The 20,340-nt window shown below is 67.2% G+C and carries 18 protein-coding genes and 1 pseudogene; 16 read left to right on the forward strand and 3 right to left on the reverse strand.

Going from position 1 to position 20,340, the window contains the following annotated elements:
- The first annotated feature begins 12 nt into the window (after positions 1 to 12).
- The 15 genes from R3F42_00545 (at position 13) to R3F42_00615 (ending at position 16,291) form a co-directional block, all read left to right on the forward strand.
- On the forward strand, positions 13 to 1,035 hold the full coding sequence (locus tag R3F42_00545; GenBank protein MEZ5540518.1) for an aspartate-semialdehyde dehydrogenase: 1,023 nt from the start codon (positions 13 to 15) through the stop codon (positions 1,033 to 1,035).
- 79 nt (positions 1,036 to 1,114) lie between these two features.
- Positions 1,115 to 3,397 carry a FimV/HubP family polar landmark protein gene (locus R3F42_00550; protein MEZ5540519.1) on the forward strand — a complete coding sequence of 761 codons (2,283 nt, stop codon included), beginning with the start codon at positions 1,115 to 1,117 and terminating at the stop codon, positions 3,395 to 3,397.
- 105 nt (positions 3,398 to 3,502) lie between these two features.
- Complete coding sequence (gene truA / locus R3F42_00555; GenBank protein ID MEZ5540520.1) at positions 3,503 to 4,288, forward strand: tRNA pseudouridine(38-40) synthase TruA; 786 nt, start codon at positions 3,503 to 3,505, stop codon at positions 4,286 to 4,288.
- A gap of 70 nt (positions 4,289 to 4,358) precedes the next feature.
- Positions 4,359 to 4,994, forward strand: a complete 636-nt coding sequence (locus R3F42_00560) for a phosphoribosylanthranilate isomerase (protein MEZ5540521.1) — start codon at positions 4,359 to 4,361, stop codon at positions 4,992 to 4,994.
- Positions 4,972 to 6,201, forward strand: a complete 1,230-nt coding sequence (gene trpB, locus R3F42_00565) for a tryptophan synthase subunit beta (protein MEZ5540522.1) — start codon at positions 4,972 to 4,974, stop codon at positions 6,199 to 6,201. Before R3F42_00560 ends, trpB begins: the two co-directional genes overlap by 23 nt.
- Positions 6,198 to 7,007: a tryptophan synthase subunit alpha gene (gene trpA, locus R3F42_00570; protein MEZ5540523.1), complete on the forward strand. Its 810-nt coding sequence runs from the start codon at positions 6,198 to 6,200 to the stop codon at positions 7,005 to 7,007. The genes trpB and trpA overlap by 4 nt, the downstream gene beginning before the upstream one ends.
- Before the next feature lie 50 nt (positions 7,008 to 7,057).
- Positions 7,058 to 7,924, forward strand: a complete 867-nt coding sequence (accD, locus tag R3F42_00575) for an acetyl-CoA carboxylase, carboxyltransferase subunit beta (protein ID MEZ5540524.1) — start codon at positions 7,058 to 7,060, stop codon at positions 7,922 to 7,924.
- A gap of 58 nt (positions 7,925 to 7,982) precedes the next feature.
- Positions 7,983 to 9,266: a bifunctional tetrahydrofolate synthase/dihydrofolate synthase gene (folC, locus tag R3F42_00580; protein MEZ5540525.1), complete on the forward strand. Its 1,284-nt coding sequence runs from the start codon at positions 7,983 to 7,985 to the stop codon at positions 9,264 to 9,266.
- 75 nt (positions 9,267 to 9,341) lie between these two features.
- A complete protein-coding gene (locus R3F42_00585) occupies positions 9,342 to 9,977 on the forward strand; it encodes an SPOR domain-containing protein (GenBank protein ID MEZ5540526.1) in 636 nt (211 codons plus the stop codon).
- A 102-nt stretch (positions 9,978 to 10,079) separates the two neighbouring features.
- Positions 10,080 to 10,577 (forward strand): CvpA family protein, encoded by a 498-nt coding sequence (locus R3F42_00590; GenBank protein ID MEZ5540527.1) that lies wholly within the window; start codon positions 10,080 to 10,082, stop codon positions 10,575 to 10,577.
- 33 nt (positions 10,578 to 10,610) lie between these two features.
- Positions 10,611 to 12,122 carry an amidophosphoribosyltransferase gene (gene purF / locus R3F42_00595; GenBank protein MEZ5540528.1) on the forward strand — a complete coding sequence of 504 codons (1,512 nt, stop codon included), beginning with the start codon at positions 10,611 to 10,613 and terminating at the stop codon, positions 12,120 to 12,122.
- 189 nt (positions 12,123 to 12,311) lie between these two features.
- Positions 12,312 to 13,499, forward strand: coding sequence for an O-succinylhomoserine sulfhydrylase (locus R3F42_00600; protein MEZ5540529.1), 1,188 nt, complete (start codon positions 12,312 to 12,314; stop codon positions 13,497 to 13,499).
- 31 nt (positions 13,500 to 13,530) lie between these two features.
- The gene (locus R3F42_00605) at positions 13,531 to 14,763 is read left to right on the forward strand and encodes a DUF4147 domain-containing protein (protein ID MEZ5540530.1); all 1,233 of its coding nucleotides are present in this window, start codon (positions 13,531 to 13,533) and stop codon (positions 14,761 to 14,763) included.
- Complete coding sequence (locus R3F42_00610) at positions 14,763 to 15,572, forward strand: ferritin-like domain-containing protein (GenBank protein ID MEZ5540531.1); 810 nt, start codon at positions 14,763 to 14,765, stop codon at positions 15,570 to 15,572. Before R3F42_00605 ends, R3F42_00610 begins: the two co-directional genes overlap by 1 nt.
- Entirely contained in the window at positions 15,569 to 16,291 is a 723-nt protein-coding gene (locus tag R3F42_00615) for a hypothetical protein (GenBank protein MEZ5540532.1), read from the forward strand. The genes R3F42_00610 and R3F42_00615 overlap by 4 nt, the downstream gene beginning before the upstream one ends.
- Before the next feature lie 78 nt (positions 16,292 to 16,369).
- Here R3F42_00615 and R3F42_00620 read toward each other — a convergent pair whose 3' ends face one another.
- Complete coding sequence (locus R3F42_00620; GenBank protein ID MEZ5540533.1) at positions 16,370 to 17,101, reverse strand: UDP-2,3-diacylglucosamine diphosphatase; 732 nt, start codon at positions 17,099 to 17,101, stop codon at positions 16,370 to 16,372.
- A 19-nt stretch (positions 17,102 to 17,120) separates the two neighbouring features.
- Entirely contained in the window at positions 17,121 to 17,621 is a 501-nt protein-coding gene (locus R3F42_00625; protein ID MEZ5540534.1) for a peptidylprolyl isomerase, read from the reverse strand.
- Positions 17,622 to 17,915: 294 nt separating this feature from the next.
- Between R3F42_00625 and cysS the strand changes: the two are divergent.
- A pseudogene (cysS, locus tag R3F42_00630) lies at positions 17,916 to 19,307 on the forward strand (cysteine--tRNA ligase).
- Between the two features lie 9 nt (positions 19,308 to 19,316).
- Here the strand turns inward: cysS and folD are convergent.
- Positions 19,317 to 20,171, reverse strand: coding sequence for a bifunctional methylenetetrahydrofolate dehydrogenase/methenyltetrahydrofolate cyclohydrolase FolD (gene folD / locus R3F42_00635; protein ID MEZ5540535.1), 855 nt, complete (start codon positions 20,169 to 20,171; stop codon positions 19,317 to 19,319).
- Between the last annotated feature and the right edge of the window lie 169 nt (positions 20,172 to 20,340).

The following is a 20,340-nucleotide window of genomic DNA, read 5'->3' on the forward strand; positions in this document are numbered from 1 at the left end:
GTTTAAATAGTCATGTCTGCAAAATTTGATGTCGCGATAGTCGGTGCAACCGGTGCGGTCGGCGAAACCATGCTGGAGATTCTCGAGCAGCGGAATTTTCCGGTGAACAACATCTATCCCCTGGCGAGTGAACGCTCGGCCGGCAAGCAGGTCACGTTCCGCGGCAAACAGGTCACCGTGCAGGATCTGGCCGGCTTTGATTTCGCCAAGGCGCAGATCGGCCTGTTCTCGGCCGGGGCCTCGATCTCGGAGAAATACGCGCCGCGCGCGGCCCAGGCCGGCTGCGTGGTGATCGACAACACCTCGCAGTTCCGCTACGACGACGACATCCCGCTGGTCGTGCCGGAGGTCAATCCGCAGGCCATCGCGGACTACAAGGTGCGTGGCATCATCGCCAATCCCAACTGCTCGACCATCCAGATGCTGGTCGCGTTGAAGCCCATCCATGATGCGGTCGGCATCGAGCGCATCAACGTCTGCACCTACCAGGCCGTGTCCGGCACCGGCAAGGAGGCGATCGAGGAGCTCGCGAAGCAGACCGCCGAACTGCTCAACGGGCGCGAGGCCGTGGCGGAGGTCTATCCGCGCCAGATCGCGTTCAACGTGCTGCCGCAGATCGACGTGTTTCAGGAGAACGGTTACACCAAGGAAGAGATGAAAATGGTGTGGGAGACCCGCAAGATCATGGGTGACAGCACCATCCGGGTGAACCCGACCACGGTGCGCGTGCCGGTTTTCTACGGCCATTCCGAGGCCGTTCATATCGAGACCCGCGGCAAGATCACAGCCGCCGAGGCGCGACGGCTGCTGGAGCAGGCGCCCGGCGTGGTGGTGCTCGACGAGCGTCGCAACGGCGGCTGGCCGACTGCGGTGACAGAGGCGGCCGGTCACGATCCGGTGTTCGTCGGACGTATCCGCGAGGATATTTCGCACCCGCAGGGTTTGGATTTGTGGGTTGTTGCCGACAACGTGCGCAAGGGTGCCGCCCTGAACAGCATCCAGATCGCTGAAATATTGGTTCAGGAGTATTTGTAAGTTATAGTCTGCACACGCCAACAAGCTGTTGATGTGGAACACGCTTCTCAGGATGAGTCAACCAAAAGGGGATCCAGGTATGTTCAGAAAGATGGCTGTCGTTGCGGCCCTGCTGATAGTTACATCACCCCGGTTGTTTGCCCTCGGGCTTGGCGAGATCTCCATGCAGTCGGCGCTGAACCAGCCGATGCAGGCCATGATCGACCTGACATCCTCGGCCGGCACTCCCCTAGACAGTATTAAGGTGTCGCTGGCCTCGCTCGAGGCCCACCAGCGCGCCGGCCTGACCAAGGCACCGATACTGGCGAACTTCAAGTTCGCGGTTGAACAGGGCAGCGCCGGCAACGCCGTGATTCGCGTCAGCAGCGACGACCCCGTGCGTGAGCCCTATCTGGAATTCATGCTCGAGCTGGAATGGCCCAACGGCCGGCTGTTGCGGCAGTACACGGTACTGATCGATCCGCCGGTCACCATGCCTGCCACACCCGTGGTACCGGCCGCGCCGGTCACCCGGGCCGCGACCAGGGCCGTCGCGCCGGCGCCGGTCCGGCCGGTCCAGGCGCCTGCGGCCCGCCAGGCGAGTACCCCGCGGACCGTCCCGGTCGCGCCGGCCGCGGCCGACGAATACGGACCGATCCGCCGCAACGAGACGCTCTGGTCGGTCGCCGAGCGGGTCCGGCCGGACGCCGGCATTTCGATGCACCAGATGATGCTCGCGCTGCTGCGGGCGAACCCCGATGCCTTTGTCAACGGCAACATGAACCAGCTCAAGGCCGGAACCACGCTCAAGGTGCCGGCGCGTGACGAGATCATGGCTTTCAGCGCGCGTGAGGCCCTGGCCGAGACCCAGCGCCAGCACAGCGAGTGGCTGGCGGAAACCGGACAGGAAGGCGCGGCCGCAGCACCTGCTGCAGCGCGGGAAGCCGCCGCCACGGGTACGGCGCGCCTGCAGCTGGTCGCCCCGGAGGGCGATGCCGTCGAGGGGGCTGCCATGCCCGGCGACCCGGAGACCGCTGGCAAACCCGGTGGCAGCGCGGACCTGACCCAGCAGTTGGCGCTGGCTACCGAGGAAGTCGAGGCCGGCAAGGCCCAGTCTCGGGAACTGCAGTCCCGCGTCAACGAACTGGAGGCGCAGGTCGAGACCATGCAGCGCCTGCTGGAGCTGAAGGACGATGCCCTGGCCAACATGCAGAACAATCTCGCGGAAACGGATGATGCCAGCGCTGCAGCCACGCCGGACCAGGAAGCGGTTGCCGCAACGCCCGGCGCTGACGCGGAACAGGCCGCTGCCGCGGTGGAGCCGGCGCCGGTGCTCGCGACGCCGGCCGCGCGCCCGGCCGAGCTGACACCGGGCGGCATCGTCGCCGGTATCGTGGACAGGGTCATGGCCAATCCGCTGCTCGCGGGCGGTGGGCTGGGTGCGCTGCTGTTGCTCGGCGTCGTATTGTGGCTGCTCAAGCGCAGGCGCGAGGCCGCGGATGATTACGACGACGACATGTCGCTGGTCAGCCAGCTGTCCGCCGGGGAAGCGCTCAGCAAGCATGACTGGGCCGAGCCGGTGTTCGATGTCGAGGACCAGGCCGCCGAGCATGCCGACGATGAAGAAGAGGAAGACCTGCTGACGACCGAGGCGAGTGAAAACGATCCGGTCACGGAGGCCGAGGTCTATCTGGCCTATGGCCGCATCCAGCAGGCGGAGGATGTACTGAAATCGGCCCTGCAGCGGGAACCGGGCAACGCTGAGGTCAGGCTCAAGCTGCTGGAGGTCCATCACCTCGCCGGCAACACCGTGGCCTTCGAGCAGGCCGCCAGCGAGTTCCGCGCCGGCATCGACGAGGACGATCCGCGCTGGATCAAGGTTGCGGGTATGGGTTACACCATGGTCCCGGATAACCCGTTGTACCGTGCCGGCGCGGCTGCGCCGGAGCACGGCAGCCGCGCGGCGACCGAGACGGTGGGCGAGCACAGCATCGACATCAGCGCTACGGTCGACGCGCCCGCGGAGACGGCGGCGGACGATGACGGCAACGGCATCGACTTCGACCTGGATCTCTCCGGCATGGAGAGCGCTGCCGAGAGCGCGGGCAGCAACGCGCTGGGCCTCGAGCTCGAGACGGCCGGGCCTCCCGTCACCGATCAGCCGGACACGATCGATTTCGGGCTGGACGCACTGGCGGAGGAAGACGGCTACGACGGCATGCTCGCCAACGAGGACGAGGTCACCACCAAGCTCGATCTCGCCCGTGCCTATATCGACATGGACGACAAGGAGAGCGCCCGCAGCATCCTCGGGGAAGTGATGGAAGAGGGCAACCAGGCGCAGAAGCAGGAAGCTGAAAAGATCTTCGCCCAGATTGCCTGAGGTGCCCGCCGGCAGCCGCCCGCGCAGCCAGCGGCAACCGCTGCCGCTGCGTGACGGCGCAACCCCGGCGCCGGGCGTCTGTATCGCGTTGTATCCCTGATTCACATGCGCATTGCGCTGGGCATCGAGTACGACGGCGCCGCGTTCGTCGGCTGGCAGCGCCAGGAGGCGGGGCGCACCGTGCAGGGCGCCGTTGAGGAGGCGCTGTCGCGCGTGGCCAGCCATGCCGTACAGGTGGTATGCGCCGGCCGCACCGACACCGGGGTGCATGCGACCGGGCAGGTGATCCATTTCGACAGCACGGCCGCGCGCGCACCCGATAACTGGGTGCGGGGCGCCAACGCCAATCTGCCTGCCGACATCCGCATCCAGTGGGCGCTGCCCACGACCGACGCCTTCCATGCCAGGTTTTCCGCGCGGCGCCGCCATTACCGCTATGCGATCCTGAACACCGCCGCGGCGCCGGCGCTCCTGCGCCAGCGGGTGTGCTGGGAACGCCTGCCATTGCACCTGGAACCGATGCAGCTGGCGGCCAGGCACCTGCTCGGCGAGCACGATTTCACGTCTTTCCGCGCGGCCGCCTGCCAGGCCAGGTCGCCGCGACGGACGATCTACCGGCTGGATGTCACCCGCGCCGGTCAGTGCATCTATATCGATGTCATCGCCAACGCGTTTCTGCACCACATGGTACGGACGATTGCCGGGGTGCTGATCGCGATCGGGCGCGGCGAACAGGCGCCGGGCTGGTCTGCACAGCTGCTGGCGGCACGCGACCGGACCGCGGGCGGGGTCAATGCGCCGGCCGCCGGATTGTACCTGGTCGGCGTTGCCTACGACGCGCACTTCGGGCTGCCGGACACCGGCTGGCTGCCGGTCTTCGCCGCGAATTGATGCGACAACTCCCTATTGGATAACGGATTCTGTTACATTCTCCAGGCAGGAAGGCAGCCTGGATGGTAAGATGCGCACGCGCGTGAAGATTTGCGGCATTACCCGGATGGAGGACGCCGCGGCCGTGATCGCCGCCGGGGCGGACGCCCTGGGGCTGGTGTTCTACCCGCAGAGCCCGCGCTACGTCGAGGTGACCATGGCGCGGCGTATCGCCCGCTCGGTGGCGCCGTTCGTTACCGTCACCGGCCTGTTCGTGAACGCGGACGAGGCCGTGGTGCGCGCGGTACTTGCGCAGGTGCCGCTGGGTCTGCTGCAATTCCACGGTCAGGAGCGTAACGCGGACTGTGCGCGCTACGGGCTGCCGTTCATCAAGTCGATCGCCATGCAGCCGGATGCGGATACGACCGCGACGATGGCGCAGTACCCGGATGCCGCCGGCTTCCTGCTGGACGCCTGGCAGCCCGTCACCCACGGCGGTGGCGGCGAAACCTTCGACTGGTCCCGGGTACCGGCACAGACACCGGCGCCCCTCATTCTCGCGGGCGGGCTGTCCGCGGACAACGTGACGGCAGCGATCCGCGCAACCCGGCCGTATGCGGTCGATGTCAGCAGCGGCGTCGAGCAGGCGCCGGGCATGAAATCAGCCGAGAAGATCAACGCATTCATGAAAGGAGTGGCAAGCAGTGAAACAGACACCGGCCGCTAGCACGGCCACACGCCCCGGCAGTTTGCCTGATGCCCGCGGCCACTTCGGCATCTACGGCGGCCGTTTCGTGGCCGAGACCCTGATGCCGCCCCTGAACGAACTGGAAACGGCGTACCGTAGCAACCTGCAGGACCCGGCATTCCAGGCGGAACTGGACGCCGATCTGGCGCATTTCGTCGGCCGGCCGTCGCCGCTGTATTTCGCCGAGCGTCTGACCGCGCAGGTGGGCGGTGCACGCATCTTCCTCAAGCGTGAGGACCTCAACCACACCGGGGCCCACAAGATCAACAATACCGTCGGTCAGGCGCTGCTCGCCAAACGCATGGGCAAGACCCGCATCATCGCCGAGACCGGTGCCGGCCAGCACGGCGTGGCTTCGGCCACGGTGGCGGCGCGTCTGGGCATGGAGTGCGTGGTCTACATGGGCGAGGAGGATATCCGGCGCCAGGCGATCAATGTCTACCGCATGCGCCTGCTCGGGGCTACGGTGGTCGCGGTCAGTTCCGGCTCCAGGACGCTGAAGGACGCCCTGAACGAGGCGTTGCGCGACTGGGTCACCAACGTCGACAACACCTTCTACATCATCGGCACGGTGGCCGGGCCGCACCCATACCCGGCCATGGTCCGCGACTTCCAGGCCGTCATCGGCCGCGAGACCCGCCAGCAGATGCTGGAGCGAACCGGCCGGTTGCCGGATGCGCTGGTCGCGTGTGTCGGCGGTGGCTCCAATGCCATCGGTATGTTCTACCCGTTCATCGACGATCCCACGGTCGCCCTGCACGGTGTCGAGGGCGGCGGCGACGGCATCGATACCGGCCGGCATGCCGCGCCGCTGTGTGCCGGCAAACCCGGTGTCCTGCACGGCAACCGCACCTACCTGATGGAAGACCGGGACGGGCAGATCATCGAGACGCATTCCATCTCGGCCGGCCTGGACTACCCGGGCGTCGGGCCGGAGCATGCGTGGCTGAAAGACACCGGCCGTGCCCGCTATGCCGCGGTCACCGACAGCGAGGCGATGCGGGCCTTCCACCAGCTCACCCGGGTCGAGGGCATCATGCCGGCGCTGGAATCCAGTCATGCCGTGGCGCATGCCGTGAAACTCGCGGCGGCCATGGACCGGGATCAGACCATCGTGGTCAACCTGTCCGGCCGCGGCGACAAGGACGTACACACCGTGGCGGCACTGGAAGGTATAAAAATATGAGCCGTATCGCTGACTGCTTCACCCGGTTGGGACAGGCCCGACGCAAGGCGCTGATACCTTATGTCACGGCCGGCGATCCACAGCCGGATATCACCGTACCGCTGTTGCATGCACTGGTGGGTGCGGGCGCCGACCTGCTCGAACTCGGTGTCCCGTTTTCCGATCCCATGGCTGATGGGCCGGTCATCCAGGCGGCGTGCGAGCGTGCGCTGGAACATCACGTCACGTTGCACCAGGTGCTGGACATGGTGCGGGAATTCCGCCGCCAGGACATGTCCACCCCCGTCATCCTGATGGGCTACCTCAATCCGATCGAGGTCTGGGGCTACGCGGATTTCGCCGCCGCGGCGGCAGCGGCCGGGGTGGACGGCATCCTGACGGTGGACATGCCGCCGGAGGAGGCCACCGAACTGGTGGCTGCACTGCGCAGCCACGACCTCGATACCATCTTTCTGCTGGCGCCGACCAGCACCGAGCAGCGCATGCGCCTGGTCAGCGAGGTGGCGGGTGGCTTTCTCTACTATGTCTCGTTCAAGGGCGTCACCGGTGCCAACCGGCTCGACGTCGCTGCGGTGGAGCGCAAGCTACAGGAGCTGCGCCGTTTCACGCAGCTGCCGATCGGCGTCGGTTTCGGCATCCGCGACGCGGAATCCGCCGCGCGCGTGGCGGCCGTCGCCGACGCGGTCGTCGTGGGCAGCGCCCTGGTCGGCAGGATCCCGGAGCTGCTCGACAAGCCGCATGACATCCCGGCGCAGCTGGCGGCGACCGTCGCCGGGATGCGCACTGCCATCGATGCGGCGGGCTGAGGCGTGGTCCGGAATTTCCTCCCGGCAGCGCGCCATGTACAATCCGCGCCATGAGCTGGTTCAGTAAACTCGTCCCGTCCAAGATCCGCACCGTCGGCGGCACCAAGCGCACGGTGCCGGAAGGCCTGTGGATAAAGTGCGACGGCTGCAGCGCGGTGCTGTACCGCTCCGAGCTCGAGCGCAATTTCGACGTCTGCCCCAAGTGCAGCCACCACATGCGCATCGGTGCCCGGCAACGCCTGAAGATGTTCCTGGACGATGATTCCGGCAAGGAAATCGGCAAGAGCATCGAACCCGTCGACGTGCTCAAATTCAAGGACAGCAAGAAATACCGCGACCGTCTGACGGCCGCCCAGAAGGAGACCGGCGAGACCGATGCCCTGGTCGCCATGAAGGGCACCCTGCGCGGTCTGCCGGTGGTGGCGACGGCATTCGAGTTCCGCTTCATGGGCGGATCCATGGGCGCCGTGGTCGGCGAGCGGTTCGTGCGCGCGGTCGAGGTCTGCATCAAGGAGAAACGACCGCTGATCTGCTTTTCTGCCAGCGGCGGGGCGCGCATGCAGGAGGCGCTGTTTTCGCTCATGCAGATGTCCAAGACCAGCGCGGCGCTGGCCAAGCTTGCCGAGGCTGGCATTCCGTATATCTCCGTGCTCACCGATCCGACCATGGGTGGCGTGTCGGCCAGCTTTGCCATGCTGGGCGACATCAACGTTGCCGAGCCGCGCGCGCTGATCGGTTTTGCCGGCCCGCGCGTCATCGAGCAGACCGTGCGCGAGACCCTGCCGGAGGGGTTTCAACGCAGCGAATTCCTGTTGGCTCACGGTGCCATCGACATGATCATCGATCGGCGCGAAATGAGCGATCGCATCGCCAGCCTGCTGAACATCCTCACCCGGCAGCCGGTGGCCGCCGGCTGAATGCCAGGCGCCCGCCCGGCGGTGATCAACCGCCGGGCGCCCGACCGCCGCGTTACACATGTCGCGTTTCCACACCCTGGCCGAGTGGCTCGCCTGGCAGGAACAGCTGCACCCGCGCAGCATCGACCTGGGCCTGGAGCGGGTAACTGCCGTCGCACGGACACTGGATCTGCTGCAGCCCGCCTGTCCGGTTATCACTGTCGCGGGCACCAACGGCAAGGGTTCCAGCGTTGCCATGCTGGAGTCGGTCTACCGCAGTGCCGGCTACCGCACCGGCGCCTATACCTCGCCGCACCTGCTGCGTTACAACGAGCGCATCCGCATCGATGGCCACGAGGTTGCCGATGATGCGCTGTGCGCGGCGTTCGCACGTGTCGACCAGGCGCGGGGAGATATTTCGCTCACCTATTTCGAGTTCGGCACGCTGGCCGCGCTGCTGCTGTTCCGGCAGGCGGCGCCCGACCTCCTCATCCTGGAAGTCGGGATGGGTGGTCGGCTGGACGCCGTCAATGCGATCGCTGCCGACGTCGCCCTGGTCACCGCGATCGGTATCGATCACAGCGCCTGGCTTGGCGCGGACCGTGCGGCCATCGCACGGGAAAAGGCCGGCATCCTGCGGGCCGGCCGGCCGGCCGTGTGTAGCGATCCCGCACCACCGGCGAGTCTGCTCGCCCATGCCGCAGACCTCGGCGTGCGCTGTCTGTGCCTGGGACAGGCGTTCAGCCACCGGCGTCACGGGGACGGCTGGGACTGGACGGGCTGGTACAGCAGGCTGGAGCGCCTGCCGCTGCCGGCCCTGAGCGGAACACATCAGCTCGATAATGCCGCCGGGGTGCTGGCCGTGACCGAGCTGCTCGGCTCACGTCTGCCCGTCGGTCGCGCGGCCATCGAGGCGGGCCTGAGCACGGTGCGGCTGGCTGGGCGCTTCCAGATCGTGCCCGGTAGCCCGCAGCTGATCCTCGATGTGGCCCATAATCCGGACGGTGCGGCCATGCTGGCAGGCCAGTTGCGGGAAAACCCCGTGGCCGGCCGGACCTGGCTGGTGCTCGGTATACTCGCGGACAAGGACGCCGCGGGATTCGTCCGGGCGCTGGAGGGGATTGTCGACTGCTGGTGTTTGGCGGGCCTGGCGGATTCGCGCGGCCTCGACGCGGACGCGCTGACGCAGCGGCTGGCCGAACCGGGACGGGCACGCGCGCTGCAGCGCTACGGCAGTGTCGCTGACGCACTGGCGGCTGCCCAGGCGGCCGCCGCGGACTCGGACCGGATCGTGGTGACCGGTTCCTTCCACACCGTGGCCGCCGCGCTCGCCGGGCCGTTGTCCCTGCCGCCAGACCGATGAGAAATGCGGGCCGGTACGGTATAGTTCCCGACTCTGATCCGCCGCAGTTGGAACGACGAACGTCACGGGGTCTTCATGGAGCAGCAACTCAAGCAGAGACTGGTCGGTGCGGTCGTGCTGGTCGCCCTGGCCGTCATCTTCATACCCGTCATCCTCGAGGGGCCGGGCAACGAATGGCCACCGCGCAATCACAGCATCCCGCAGCCGCCGCCACTGGATTTCCAGGCCGGCATGGAACTGCCCCTGCCGGAGAGTGCGGCACCGCCCGCCGCCGGGCCGGCCACGGCTGCCGCTGAGCCTGAAGCGCCGCCGCCACCCCAGCTCGAGCGCGCGGTAACGGCCAGCGAGCCGCCCGCGGCCGTGGCGGAGTCTGCACCGGCGGCACAGCCGGCGACCCCGGCTGCGGCGGCAGCCGTTACCGCCGCGCCGCCGGAGCCTCGCGCGCCGGCGCCGGCGACACCCGCAGACGGCTGGTATGCACAGGTCGGCAGTTTCAGCCAGCAGGCGAATGCCGACGGGCTGCGCGCGCGCCTGGTCAAGGCCGGCTACAGCGCCAGGCTGCAGCAGACCGATACCACCAAGGGCAGCAGTTATCGCGTCCTGGTCGGGCCGCTGCAGGCGCGCGAGGATGCCGAGAAGCTGTTGCAGAAACTCGTCAGCGAACAGCGGGTCAAACGCGGCATCGTGATCGAGCTGTCCGGCGCAGGATGACGATAACATGGCGATATCCGGCGCCAATCTGCTAAAATGACGCTTTGCCGCGGCCGGGCACGGTGCGCGGACAGCACCTATAATCGGGAGTGCGAGGTCGAAATGGCTATAGCTTGGATTGATATCGTGATCGTGGCGCTGATCGTGCTCTCGGCGGTACTGAGTCTGTTTCGCGGCTTCGTCAAGGAAGCGCTGGCGCTGGCAACCTGGCTGGTGGCCCTGTGGGTAGCTATGTCGTTCTACGAGCCGTTCGCCGCCTGGCTGTCGCAGTGGATCACGCTGGCCTCGGCACAGAAGATCACGGCCTTCGCCGTCTTGTTCATCTGCGTGCTGCTGCTCGGCGCCGTGGTCAATTATCTCGCCAGCAAGCTGGTCTCGCGCACCGGCCTGACCGGCACCGACAAGATGCTGGGTATCGTCTTCGGCGTGGCGCGGGGCGGTGTCATTGTCGCAATCCTGGTGTTGCTGGCCGGACTGACACCGTTCCCGCATGATTCCTGGTGGCAGGATTCCCAGTTCCTGGGCTACTTCGAGGATTTCGCGCTCTGGATGCGCAACTTCCTGCCGCAAGAGATTGCCAGCAACATCAACTACGCCTAGCCGTCCGGCCAGGGGCGATCCGGAGGTACCCGCATGTGCGGCATCATAGGCATGGTTGCGCACAGCCCGGTTAACCAGGCGATCTACGACGGTCTCACCGTGCTGCAACATCGCGGCCAGGATGCCGCCGGTATCATCACCTGCGAGGGCGGCCGGCTGCACCTGCGCAAGGACAACGGTCTGGTGCGCGACGTTTTCCACACCCGGCATATGCGTCGCCTGCAGGGCAATATGGGGATCGGTCACGTGCGTTACCCCACCGCGGGCTGCGAAACCTCTGCCGAGGCGCAGCCGTTCTACGTCAATTCCCCCTACGGCATCAGCCTGGCGCATAACGGCAACCTGATCAACGCCAACAAGCTGCAGCAGGAGGTGTTCCAGGAGGATCTGCGCCAGATCAACACCGATTCCGATTCCGAGGTGCTGCTCAACGTGTTCGCGCACGAGCTGCAGCAACACGCCAAGCTGAGGATGGACGTGAACGACGTCTTCCGGGCGGTGTCCGGGGTGCATCGGCGCTGTCGTGGCGCCTACGCGGCCGTGGCGATGATCACCGGCTACGGTGTGGTGGCGTTCCGCGATCCCTGCGGTATCCGCCCCCTGGTGTATGGACGCCGCGTGACCGCGGAGGGGACCGACTACATGATGGCCTCGGAGAGTGTGGCGCTCGACGCGCTCGACTTCGAGCTGATCGACGACGTCGCGCCGGGCGAGGCCATTTTCATAACGCTCGACGGCCAGTTGCATCGCCAGCAATGCGCAGGGCAGGCCATCCTCTCGCCGTGCATCTTCGAATATGTCTACCTGGCACGACCGGACTCCATCATCGACGGTGTCTCCGTCTACAAGGCACGGCTGCGCATGGGTGACCGGCTGGCCGACAAGATCCGCCGGGTCTGGCCCGGTCATGATATCGACGTGGTGATCCCGATCCCGGATACCAGCCGCACCTCGGCGCTGCAGCTGGCCAATAACCTCGGGGTCAAGTACCGCGAGGGCTTCATCAAGAACCGCTATATCGGCCGCACCTTCATCATGCCGGGGCAGCAGCAGCGCAAGAAGTCCGTGCGCCAGAAGCTGAATGCCATCGATCTCGAGTTCCGCGACAAGAACGTGCTGCTGGTGGACGACTCCATCGTGCGCGGCACCACCTCGTCACAGATTATCGACATGGCACGCGATGCCGGTGCGAACAAGGTCTATTTCGCCTCGGCCGCACCGCCCGTGCGCTACCAGAACGTCTACGGCATCGACATGCCGAGCAGCGCGGAGCTGATCGCATCGGGACGCAGCGAGGAGGAGGTCGGGGCGGCCATCGGTGCGGACTGGCTGGTGTTCCAGGATATGGACGACCTGGTCAAGGCGGTCGGCAAGGGTAACGCGCGGATCCAGCGCTTCGACGATTCGGTGTTCACCGGCGAGTACGTGACCGGTGATGTCAGCGGTGATTACCTGAACGACCTGCAGAACCTGCGCAACGACGCCGCCAAAAAGGGACGCCGCGACAAGCACGGCGAGGTGATCGATCTCCACAACACCGCCTGAACACGCGGCCCGCCGAGTTGACAGCCTGCCGGCCGTCTACTAGTCTGGCCTGACTGCGCCGATTTGATTTCAGCTTGCGGGCGCCTGACAAATGCAGCTAAAGCGACGGCACCTGCTTTCGCGTACTGCAAGCGGGTTTTTTTGTGCCCGCCGATCGCTGTTGCTGCCCGAAGGAGAGGATGCTGCGCCATGTCATACGATGAATACCGGTTCGAGACCCGTGCGGTACGTGGTGGCCAGCACCGCACCGGCGAGGGCGAACACGCCGAGCCGATCTTTCCGACGTCCAGCTATGTGTTCGCCAGCGCCGCTGAAGCCGCCGCGCGCTTTGCCGGCGAGCAGCCCGGCAACATCTACTCGCGCTTCACCAACCCGACGGTGCGCACCTTCGAGGAACGGCTGGCGGCACTGGAGGGCGGCGAGCGCTGCGTGGCGACGGCCTCCGGCATGGCCGCGATCCTGGCCACCTGTGCCGGGCTGCTCAAGGCCGGGGACCACATCGTGGCCTCGCGCAGCATCTTCGGCACCACGACCGTGCTGTTCACTACCTATCTGGCGCGTTTCGGCATCGAGACGAGCTTCGTCGCGCTCGCCGATCCGGCAGCCTGGGCCGCGGCTATCCGGCCGCAGACCCGGCTGCTGTTCCTGGAGACGCCGTCCAACCCGCTCACCGAGCTGGCCGACATCGCGGTGCTGGCGCAGCTGGCACGCGCCCACGATTGCATCCTGGCGGTGGACAACTGCTTCTGCACCCCGGCGCTGCAGCGGCCGCTCGAACTCGGGGCCGATATCGTTATCCATTCGGCCACCAAGTACCTCGACGGCCAGGGTCGCTGCGTCGGCGGTGCCGTGGTCGGCAACGCCGAGCAGGTCGGCAAGGAGGTCTACGGTTTCCTGCGCACCGCCGGACCGAGCATGAGCCCGTTCAACGCCTGGGTGTTCCTGAAGGGCCTGGAAACACTCGCGCTGCGCATGCACGCACACTGCGCTAGCGCACTGGCGCTGGCCCAATGGCTGGAACGGCAGCCGGCCGTGGCGCGGGTACACCATCCGGGTCTGGTGTCGCACCCGCAGCATGCGCTGGCGCAGCGCCAGCAGCAGGGATACGGCGGCGTGCTGTCGTTCGAGCTGAAAGGCGGCAGGAGCGCCGCCTGGGCCTGCATCGATGCCACGCGGATCTTCTCGATCACCGCCAACCTGGGCGATACCAAGAGCACCATCACGCATCCCGCCACCACCACCCATGGGCGCCTGTCGCCCGAGCAGCGCGCGGAAGCGGGCATCTCCGACGGCCTGATCCGGCTGGCGGTGGGGCTCGAGGCGGTCGAAGATCTGCGCGCCGATCTGGAGCGGGGTTTCGCCGCCGTGCCACGCTGAGCGGCATACGCGCAATGCCCGCCCGGCTGGCGTGATCCCACTCGACCGACAGCGTGCACGGGCGGATCTCGCGGCGATCTTCCGTGCCGCCCTGGCCGGCGTCGACGGGCGCGCCGTGGTCCGGCTTCACCTCGAGACCACGGTGCCGCACGGCACGGTCGCCGCCGTCGCGGTCGGCAAGGCCGCAGCCGCCATGCTGGCCGGTGCGCACGATGTCCTGGGAGACCGGCTGAGCGCCGCGCTGCTCATCACCAAGCCCGGGCATTTCGATCCTGAACTCGCGGCGGATGCCCGCATCACCTGCCTCGCCGGCGGCCATCCGCTGCCGGACGCCCGCAGTCTTGCGGCGGGCGACGGGTTGCTGCGTTTTATCGCAGAGCTGCCGCCGCAGCAGCCTCTCCTGTTCCTCCTTTCCGGCGGTGCCTCCAGCCTGGTCGAGGTGTTGCCGGCCGGTGTCGATCTCGCGCTGCTGCAGCGCACCAACCGCTGGCTGCTCGGCAGCGGACTCGACATCCGCGCCATGAACCGGGTGCGCCAGCGGCTGTCCGCGCTCAAGGGCGGCCGTCTGCTGCAGCGGCTCGATGCGCATGCCACCAGCGTGCTGCTGCTATCTGACGTCCCAGGCGACGACCCGGCCGTCATCGGCTCCGGCCCCCTGTGGCCGGATGCCGCTCCCGACACCCCGCTGCCGGCTGTGCCGGACTGGCTGACGCTGCCCCGCGACCTCGTCCCGCCATGCACCGCCGCGCCGGTGCCGCACCATGTGCTGGCGAACCTGTCGCAGGCACTGCAGGCCGGCGCTGCACAGGCCGCGGCGCTCGGTTATCCTGCGACGGTCATGTCCCGGGCGCTGTCCGGTCCGGCCGACGCGGCCGCCCGCGACATCGTGGCGCAGCTCGCCCGCGCCGCGCCCGGCTGTTACCTCTGGGGCGGCGAGACGACGGTCGTGTTGCCGCAGGCGGCGGGGCGGGGTGGCCGCAATCAGCACCTGGCCCTGGCCGCCGCGCTCGCCATGCAGGGCCGGCAGGATATACTGCTGCTGGCTGCCGGAACCGACGGCGATGACGGGAACACACCGGCGGCGGGTGCCATCGTGGATGACGCGACGGTAGGCCGCGCCGCGGCCGCCGGGCAGGATGCGGTGGCAGCCCTGCGGCGTGCGGATGCCGGGACCTGCCTGCAGGCGTCCGGCGATGTGCTGGTGACCGGGCCGACCGGCACCAACGTGACGGACCTGGTGATTGGCCTGAAACTGACTGCCTGATGGAAAATCTGCTGACATTGGCCCGCGACTGTCTCGCGGCGATCGAGCCGACGGACAAGGTTGCGCGGACGCAGCGGGCGGCCGCGCTGTGCATGCAGGGCGGCTGCGCACTGCCCACGGACGCGGATCCGCCGTCGCAGCTGGACCCGGGCCGGCCGCGCCGACCACTGCTGGTGCACCACACCCGGCTGGCCGCGCGCAAGCTGGGCGCGCCGTCGGGCCGGGCCGCCTTCCTGCATGCCCTGGCCCACATCGAGTTCAATGCCATCAACCTCGCCTGGGACGCGGTATGCCGGTTCCGGGGCTTGCCCGCTGAGTTCTACCGCGACTGGACGCAGGTGGCCGGCGAGGAGGCGCTGCACTTCGAGCTGCTGCGCGGCAGGCTGCGGGCGCTCGGGCATGACTACGGCGATTTTCCCGCGCACGACGGCCTGTGGGAGATGGCTGGGAAGACCGCGCATGACGCGCTGGTGCGCATGGCGTTGGTGCCGCGGGTACTCGAGGCGCGCGGTCTGGATGTCACGCCGGGGATGATCGCACGCCTCCGGCAGGTGGGCGATCACGCCAGCGTACAGGTGCTGGAACGCATCCTCGCCGACGAGATCGGGCATGTCGCCATCGGTACGCGCTGGTACAGGTTTCTCTGCCGCCAGCGCGCGCTCGACCCGCTGCAGACCTTTCGCGGCCTGTGGCGCGAATACGGGCTCGGGCCGGTCCGCAAACCGTTGAACACGGCGGCACGGCATGCGGCAGGCTTTGACGCGCGGGAGATCGAGATGCTGGACGCGCTGGACGGGGAGGTGGCATGAACGGCAATGCGGCATGTGGCTGGACACTCGTGGTCATGCTGGCGCTGACCGGCCCGGCAGCAGCGCCCGCGCAGGAGGCGTCCACGCCGGTCGCCGACCGGCTCTGGTACGAGGAGCAGGAGGCGGGCACCGATCCCTATCCGGTCCGGATCACCGTCTCGTCGGCGTATCTGCGGATCGACGATGACGACGATCAGGGCGATTTCGTCCTGCTCGATCGTGCCGCCGGGACGGTGTACAGCGTCAGTCACGATGAACGCACGATCCTCGAAATCCGCCCGCGGCAGTCCGGGCCGGGCCTGCCCGACGACCTGGTGCTGGATGCGGCGGTGACGTCGGATCAGGACGCGCCCGCCATCGCCGGCCATGCCGCCGTGCTGGTCGACCTGACCGCGAACGGTGCCAGCTGTTACCACGTCGCAGCCGTGCCCGGACTGCTGGAGGCAGCCGTGGCCGGTATGGCGGACTATGCCCGGGTGCTGGGCCGGCGCCAGGCCGAGAGCCTGCAGACGGTGCCGCAGGAAATACAGACACCATGCTTCCTCGCGCGCTATGTCTATGCGCCCGACCGCTACCTGCGCTATGGCCTGCCGATCCAGGAGTGGGACGGGGCCGGCTACCGGCGGGCCCTGGTGGATTTCCGTGGCGGGGTGGCGGTCGATGCCGGGCTGTTCACGCTGCCGGCGGACTACCGGCGTGTCAGCTACGGCGCCGACTAGTACTTATCTCATTATTGCCCTCAGCCGCGACCGCGGGTCACTAGCACCTATCTCAAAATTCCCCGCGGCCGCCGCACGCTAGGAAACGGGTTCCAGCACCTCCAGGGCGCAGCCGTGTGGCGTGCATTCGAGTACGCTGCCGCGGTCGTACCAGTCGCCCAGCACGATGCGTTGCGCGGTTAGCCCGTCGAGCTGCAGCTCGTGTACGCCGGGGCGGTGGGTGTGGCCGTGAATCAGCCGGGTCACAGCATGCCCGCGCAGGGCCGCGGTCACCGCGTCGGCATTGACGTCCATGATGGCTTCCGGTTTGCCGGCCGTCTGCGCGCGACTGCTCCGGCGCATCTCGCTGGCGATGGCGCGACGCTCCGCCAGTGGGCGGGCCAGCAGCGCATCCTGCCAGGCTGTACTGCGCACCTGCTGGCGGAAGGCCTGGTACTCCAGATCGTCCGTGCACAGCAGGTCGCCGTGCATGAGCAGGGTCGGGGTGCCGTAAAGGTCGATGCGTGCCGGATCCGCCAGCAGGCGACAGCCAGACTGACTGGCGAAGCGTGCGCCGAGCAGAAAGTCGCGATTGCCGTGCATGACGAAAACCGGCGTTCCGGCTGCCGCGCAACGCGCCAGCGCGGCGCACACGGCGCGGTTCAGCTCGGTGTCATCGTCATCGCCGATCCAGGCCTCGAACAGGTCGCCGAGGATATACAGCGCGTCCGCCCGCCCACCGCGGGCCTGCAGGAAATTCAGCAGCAGGTCGGTGATTGCGGGCCGTTCCGGATCCAGGTGCAGATCCGAAATGAACAAGGTGCTCGGCATGGCGCGGCGCGGGCGTCGGCTATTCCTCGACGGTGACCTTGCGTATGACGACCTGCTCGACCGGGAAATCGCGCATGCCGTAGTTGACGCCGGTGCGGACCTGCTCGATGCCGCCGACGGTGTCCATGCCCTCGGTGACCCTGCCGAATACGGCATAGCCCCAGCCCTGCGGCGTTTCGGATTTGAAGTCGAGGAAGGCGTTGTCCACGGTGTTGATGAAAAACTGCGCGGTGGCCGAATGCGGGTCCGAGGTGCGCGCCATGGCAATGGTGCCGGCCGTGTTCTTGAGGCCGTTGTTCGCCTCGTTCCTGACCGGTGCCCGGGTGGTCTTCTGCTTCGTGTCGGTATCGAAGCCGCCGCCCTGGATCATGAATCCGGGGATGACGCGGTGGAACAGGGTGTTGTCGTAAAAACCGGATTTCGCGTATTCGACGAAATTGGCGACCGTGAGCGGGGCCTTGCCGGCATCCAGCTCGAGCTTGATGACACCCATACTGGTGTCCATTGTGACCTTGACCATGCCGCTTCCTTCTTGGTTCGTGTGCGTGGGTGTTTCCTGGGCGTATGCTCCCGCCGGCACGAGGCCGACGCAGATCGCCAGCAACAGGCCGTACAGCTGTTTCATGTTTCTGCTCCGGTTGATGTGCGGGAGTGCCAATGATATAAGCTCTGGCACTCAATACAAGATGGCGGCACCGCCGTGCCGGTGCCGATCTGCCGCCCGCCGCGCTCGGGTGCCCCGGGCCGGCCAGCCGGGGTGGCCGCCCGGAGCGAAGAGAGCACGGTGTTGCGCGCGCCGTCCCGGGATCCCGGCATGCTGAAAATCTATAACAGCCTGACCAGCCAGAAAGAGACCTTCCAGCCGATCGAGGCGGGCAAGGTGCGCATGTACGTCTGCGGCATGACCGTGTACGACTACTGTCACCTCGGCCATGCGCGCGTGATGGTGGTGTTCGACGTGGTGGCTCGCTACCTGCGCGCCTGCGGTTATGACGTGACCTACGTGCGTAACATCACCGACATCGACGACAAGATCATCCGGCGCGCCAACGAGAACGGCGAGGATTTCCATGGTCTGACCGCGCGCTTTATCGGGATCATGCACGAGGACGCGGATGCGCTCGGCATCGCGCGCCCGGATCTGGAGCCGAAGGCCACCGATGCAATGGCTGACATCATCGCCATGATCGGCGCGCTGGTGGCGAAGGGCCATGCCTACCAGGGCGAGAACGGCGATGTCTACTATGCGGTCGGCAGCTTTCCGCAGTACGGCCGGCTGTCCGGCAAGCAGCTCGAGGATCTGCAGGCAGGCGCGCGCATCGAGGTCGACGAGGCCAAGCGCGATCCGCTCGATTTCGTGCTCTGGAAACGCGCCAAACCGGGCGAGCCGAGCTGGGAGTCACCCTGGGGGCGGGCCGGCCGGGCTGGCACATCGAGTGTTCCGCCATGTCCACCCGCCATCTCGGGGATCATTTCGACATTCACGGCGGCGGCATGGATCTGAAATTTCCGCATCACGAAAACGAGATCGCCCAATCCGGAGGCCGCCACCGGCCATCCGTTCGTGAATTACTGGATGCACAACGGTTTCGTGCGCGTCGACGACGAGAAGATGTCCAAGTCGCTCGGCAACTTCTTCACCGTGCGCGAGATCCTCGAGCGCTACCGGGCGGAGGAGGTGCGCTATTTCATCCTCGCCAGCCACTACCGCAGCCCGCTCAATTATTCGCAGGAGAACCTGGACAACAGCAGGGCGGCACTCACCCGTCTCTATACCGCCCTGCGCGGGCTGGCGCCAGTCGTGCCCGACGACGGCGTCTGCCGCTCCTATGCCGACAGCTTCAACCGGGCCATGGATGATGATTTCAACACGCCGGAGGCGATTGCCGTGCTGTTCGAGCTGGCGCGCGAGCTCAACCGCGTGCGCGCCGCCGACAGCGCGCGGGCGCAGCAACTGGCCGGCTGCATGCGGCAAATCGCCGGCGTGCTCGGTCTGTTGCAGGCGGATTCCGATGTCTTCCTGCGGGAGGCGACCGGCGCGACCGGCGGTCTCGCGGACGACGCGATCGAGGCGCTGCTCGCGGCACGGCTCGCGGCCCGCAAGGCGAAGGATTGGGCGGAGGCCGACCGCATCCGCACCGAACTGGAGGCGCAGGGGATCGTGCTCGAGGACGGGGCCGCGGGTACCACCTGGCGGCGCAGCTGAACGACAGGCTCAGCCGTGCAGGTGCTCGGCTGCGTACAAGGTGTTCTCGAGCAGCGTTGCCACGGTCATCGGGCCCACACCGCCCGGTACGGGGGTGATCCAGGCGGCCCGTTCGCGGGCGGCGGCGAAGCCGATATCGCCGACCAGCGTGCCGTCCGGCTGGCGGTTGATGCCGACGTCGATCACGGTCGCGCCCGGCTTGACCCATTCACCGGCCACCAAACCCGGCTTGCCCACGGCCACCACCAGGATGTCGGCGCGTGCCACGTGTGCGGGCAGATCGCGGGTGAAGCGGTGACAGGTGGTGACCGTGCAGCCGGCCAGCAGCAATTCCAGGCTCATGGGGCGACCGACGATGTTGGAGGCGCCCACCACGACCGCCTCACGGCCATAGAACGGCTCGCCGGTATGCTCCAGCAGCGTGATGACACCGCGCGGCGTGCAGGAGCGCAGCGAGGGCCGCCGCAGGGCCAGGCGACCGATGTTGTAGGGATGGAAGCCGTCCACGTCCTTGTCCGGCACGATGCGTTCGGTCACCAGGTCCGGGTTGATGTGCTCGGGCAGCGGAAACTGCACCAGGATGCCGTCGATACTGGGATCCTCGTTGAGCCGGTCGATCAGTGCGAGCAGTTCCCGTTCCGGGGTGTCTTGGGGCAGATCGTAGGAATGCGAGAGCAGACCCGCTGCATCGCAGGACTTGCGCTTGTTGCGCACGTAGATCTCGGATGCCGGGTTGTGGCCGACCAGGATCACCGCCAGGCCGGGAATCCGCTCCCGGTTGAGCCGGCGCGTGTCGATGCGCTGCTTGACGGATTCCTTCACCCGGGCGGCTATGGCTTTGCCGTCGATCAGTTTCGCGGTCATGCTGTGGCGCTTGCAAGGAGTGGGGGCAGCGCGGAATTCTCGCACGCGTACCGGGGCGGGACAAGCCGCAGCCCGTCCGCAGACGGAACGCGCGGCGCTGTCGGCGCGCGCGGGCCGGCTTGTTGACCCCTGCAGGGGCAGCACGTATCATCGCTTGGCTCTGCAGGGT

The organism is Pseudomonadota bacterium, assembly GCA_041395565.1.
Lineage (GTDB): Bacteria > Pseudomonadota > Gammaproteobacteria > UBA9214 > UBA9214 > UBA9214.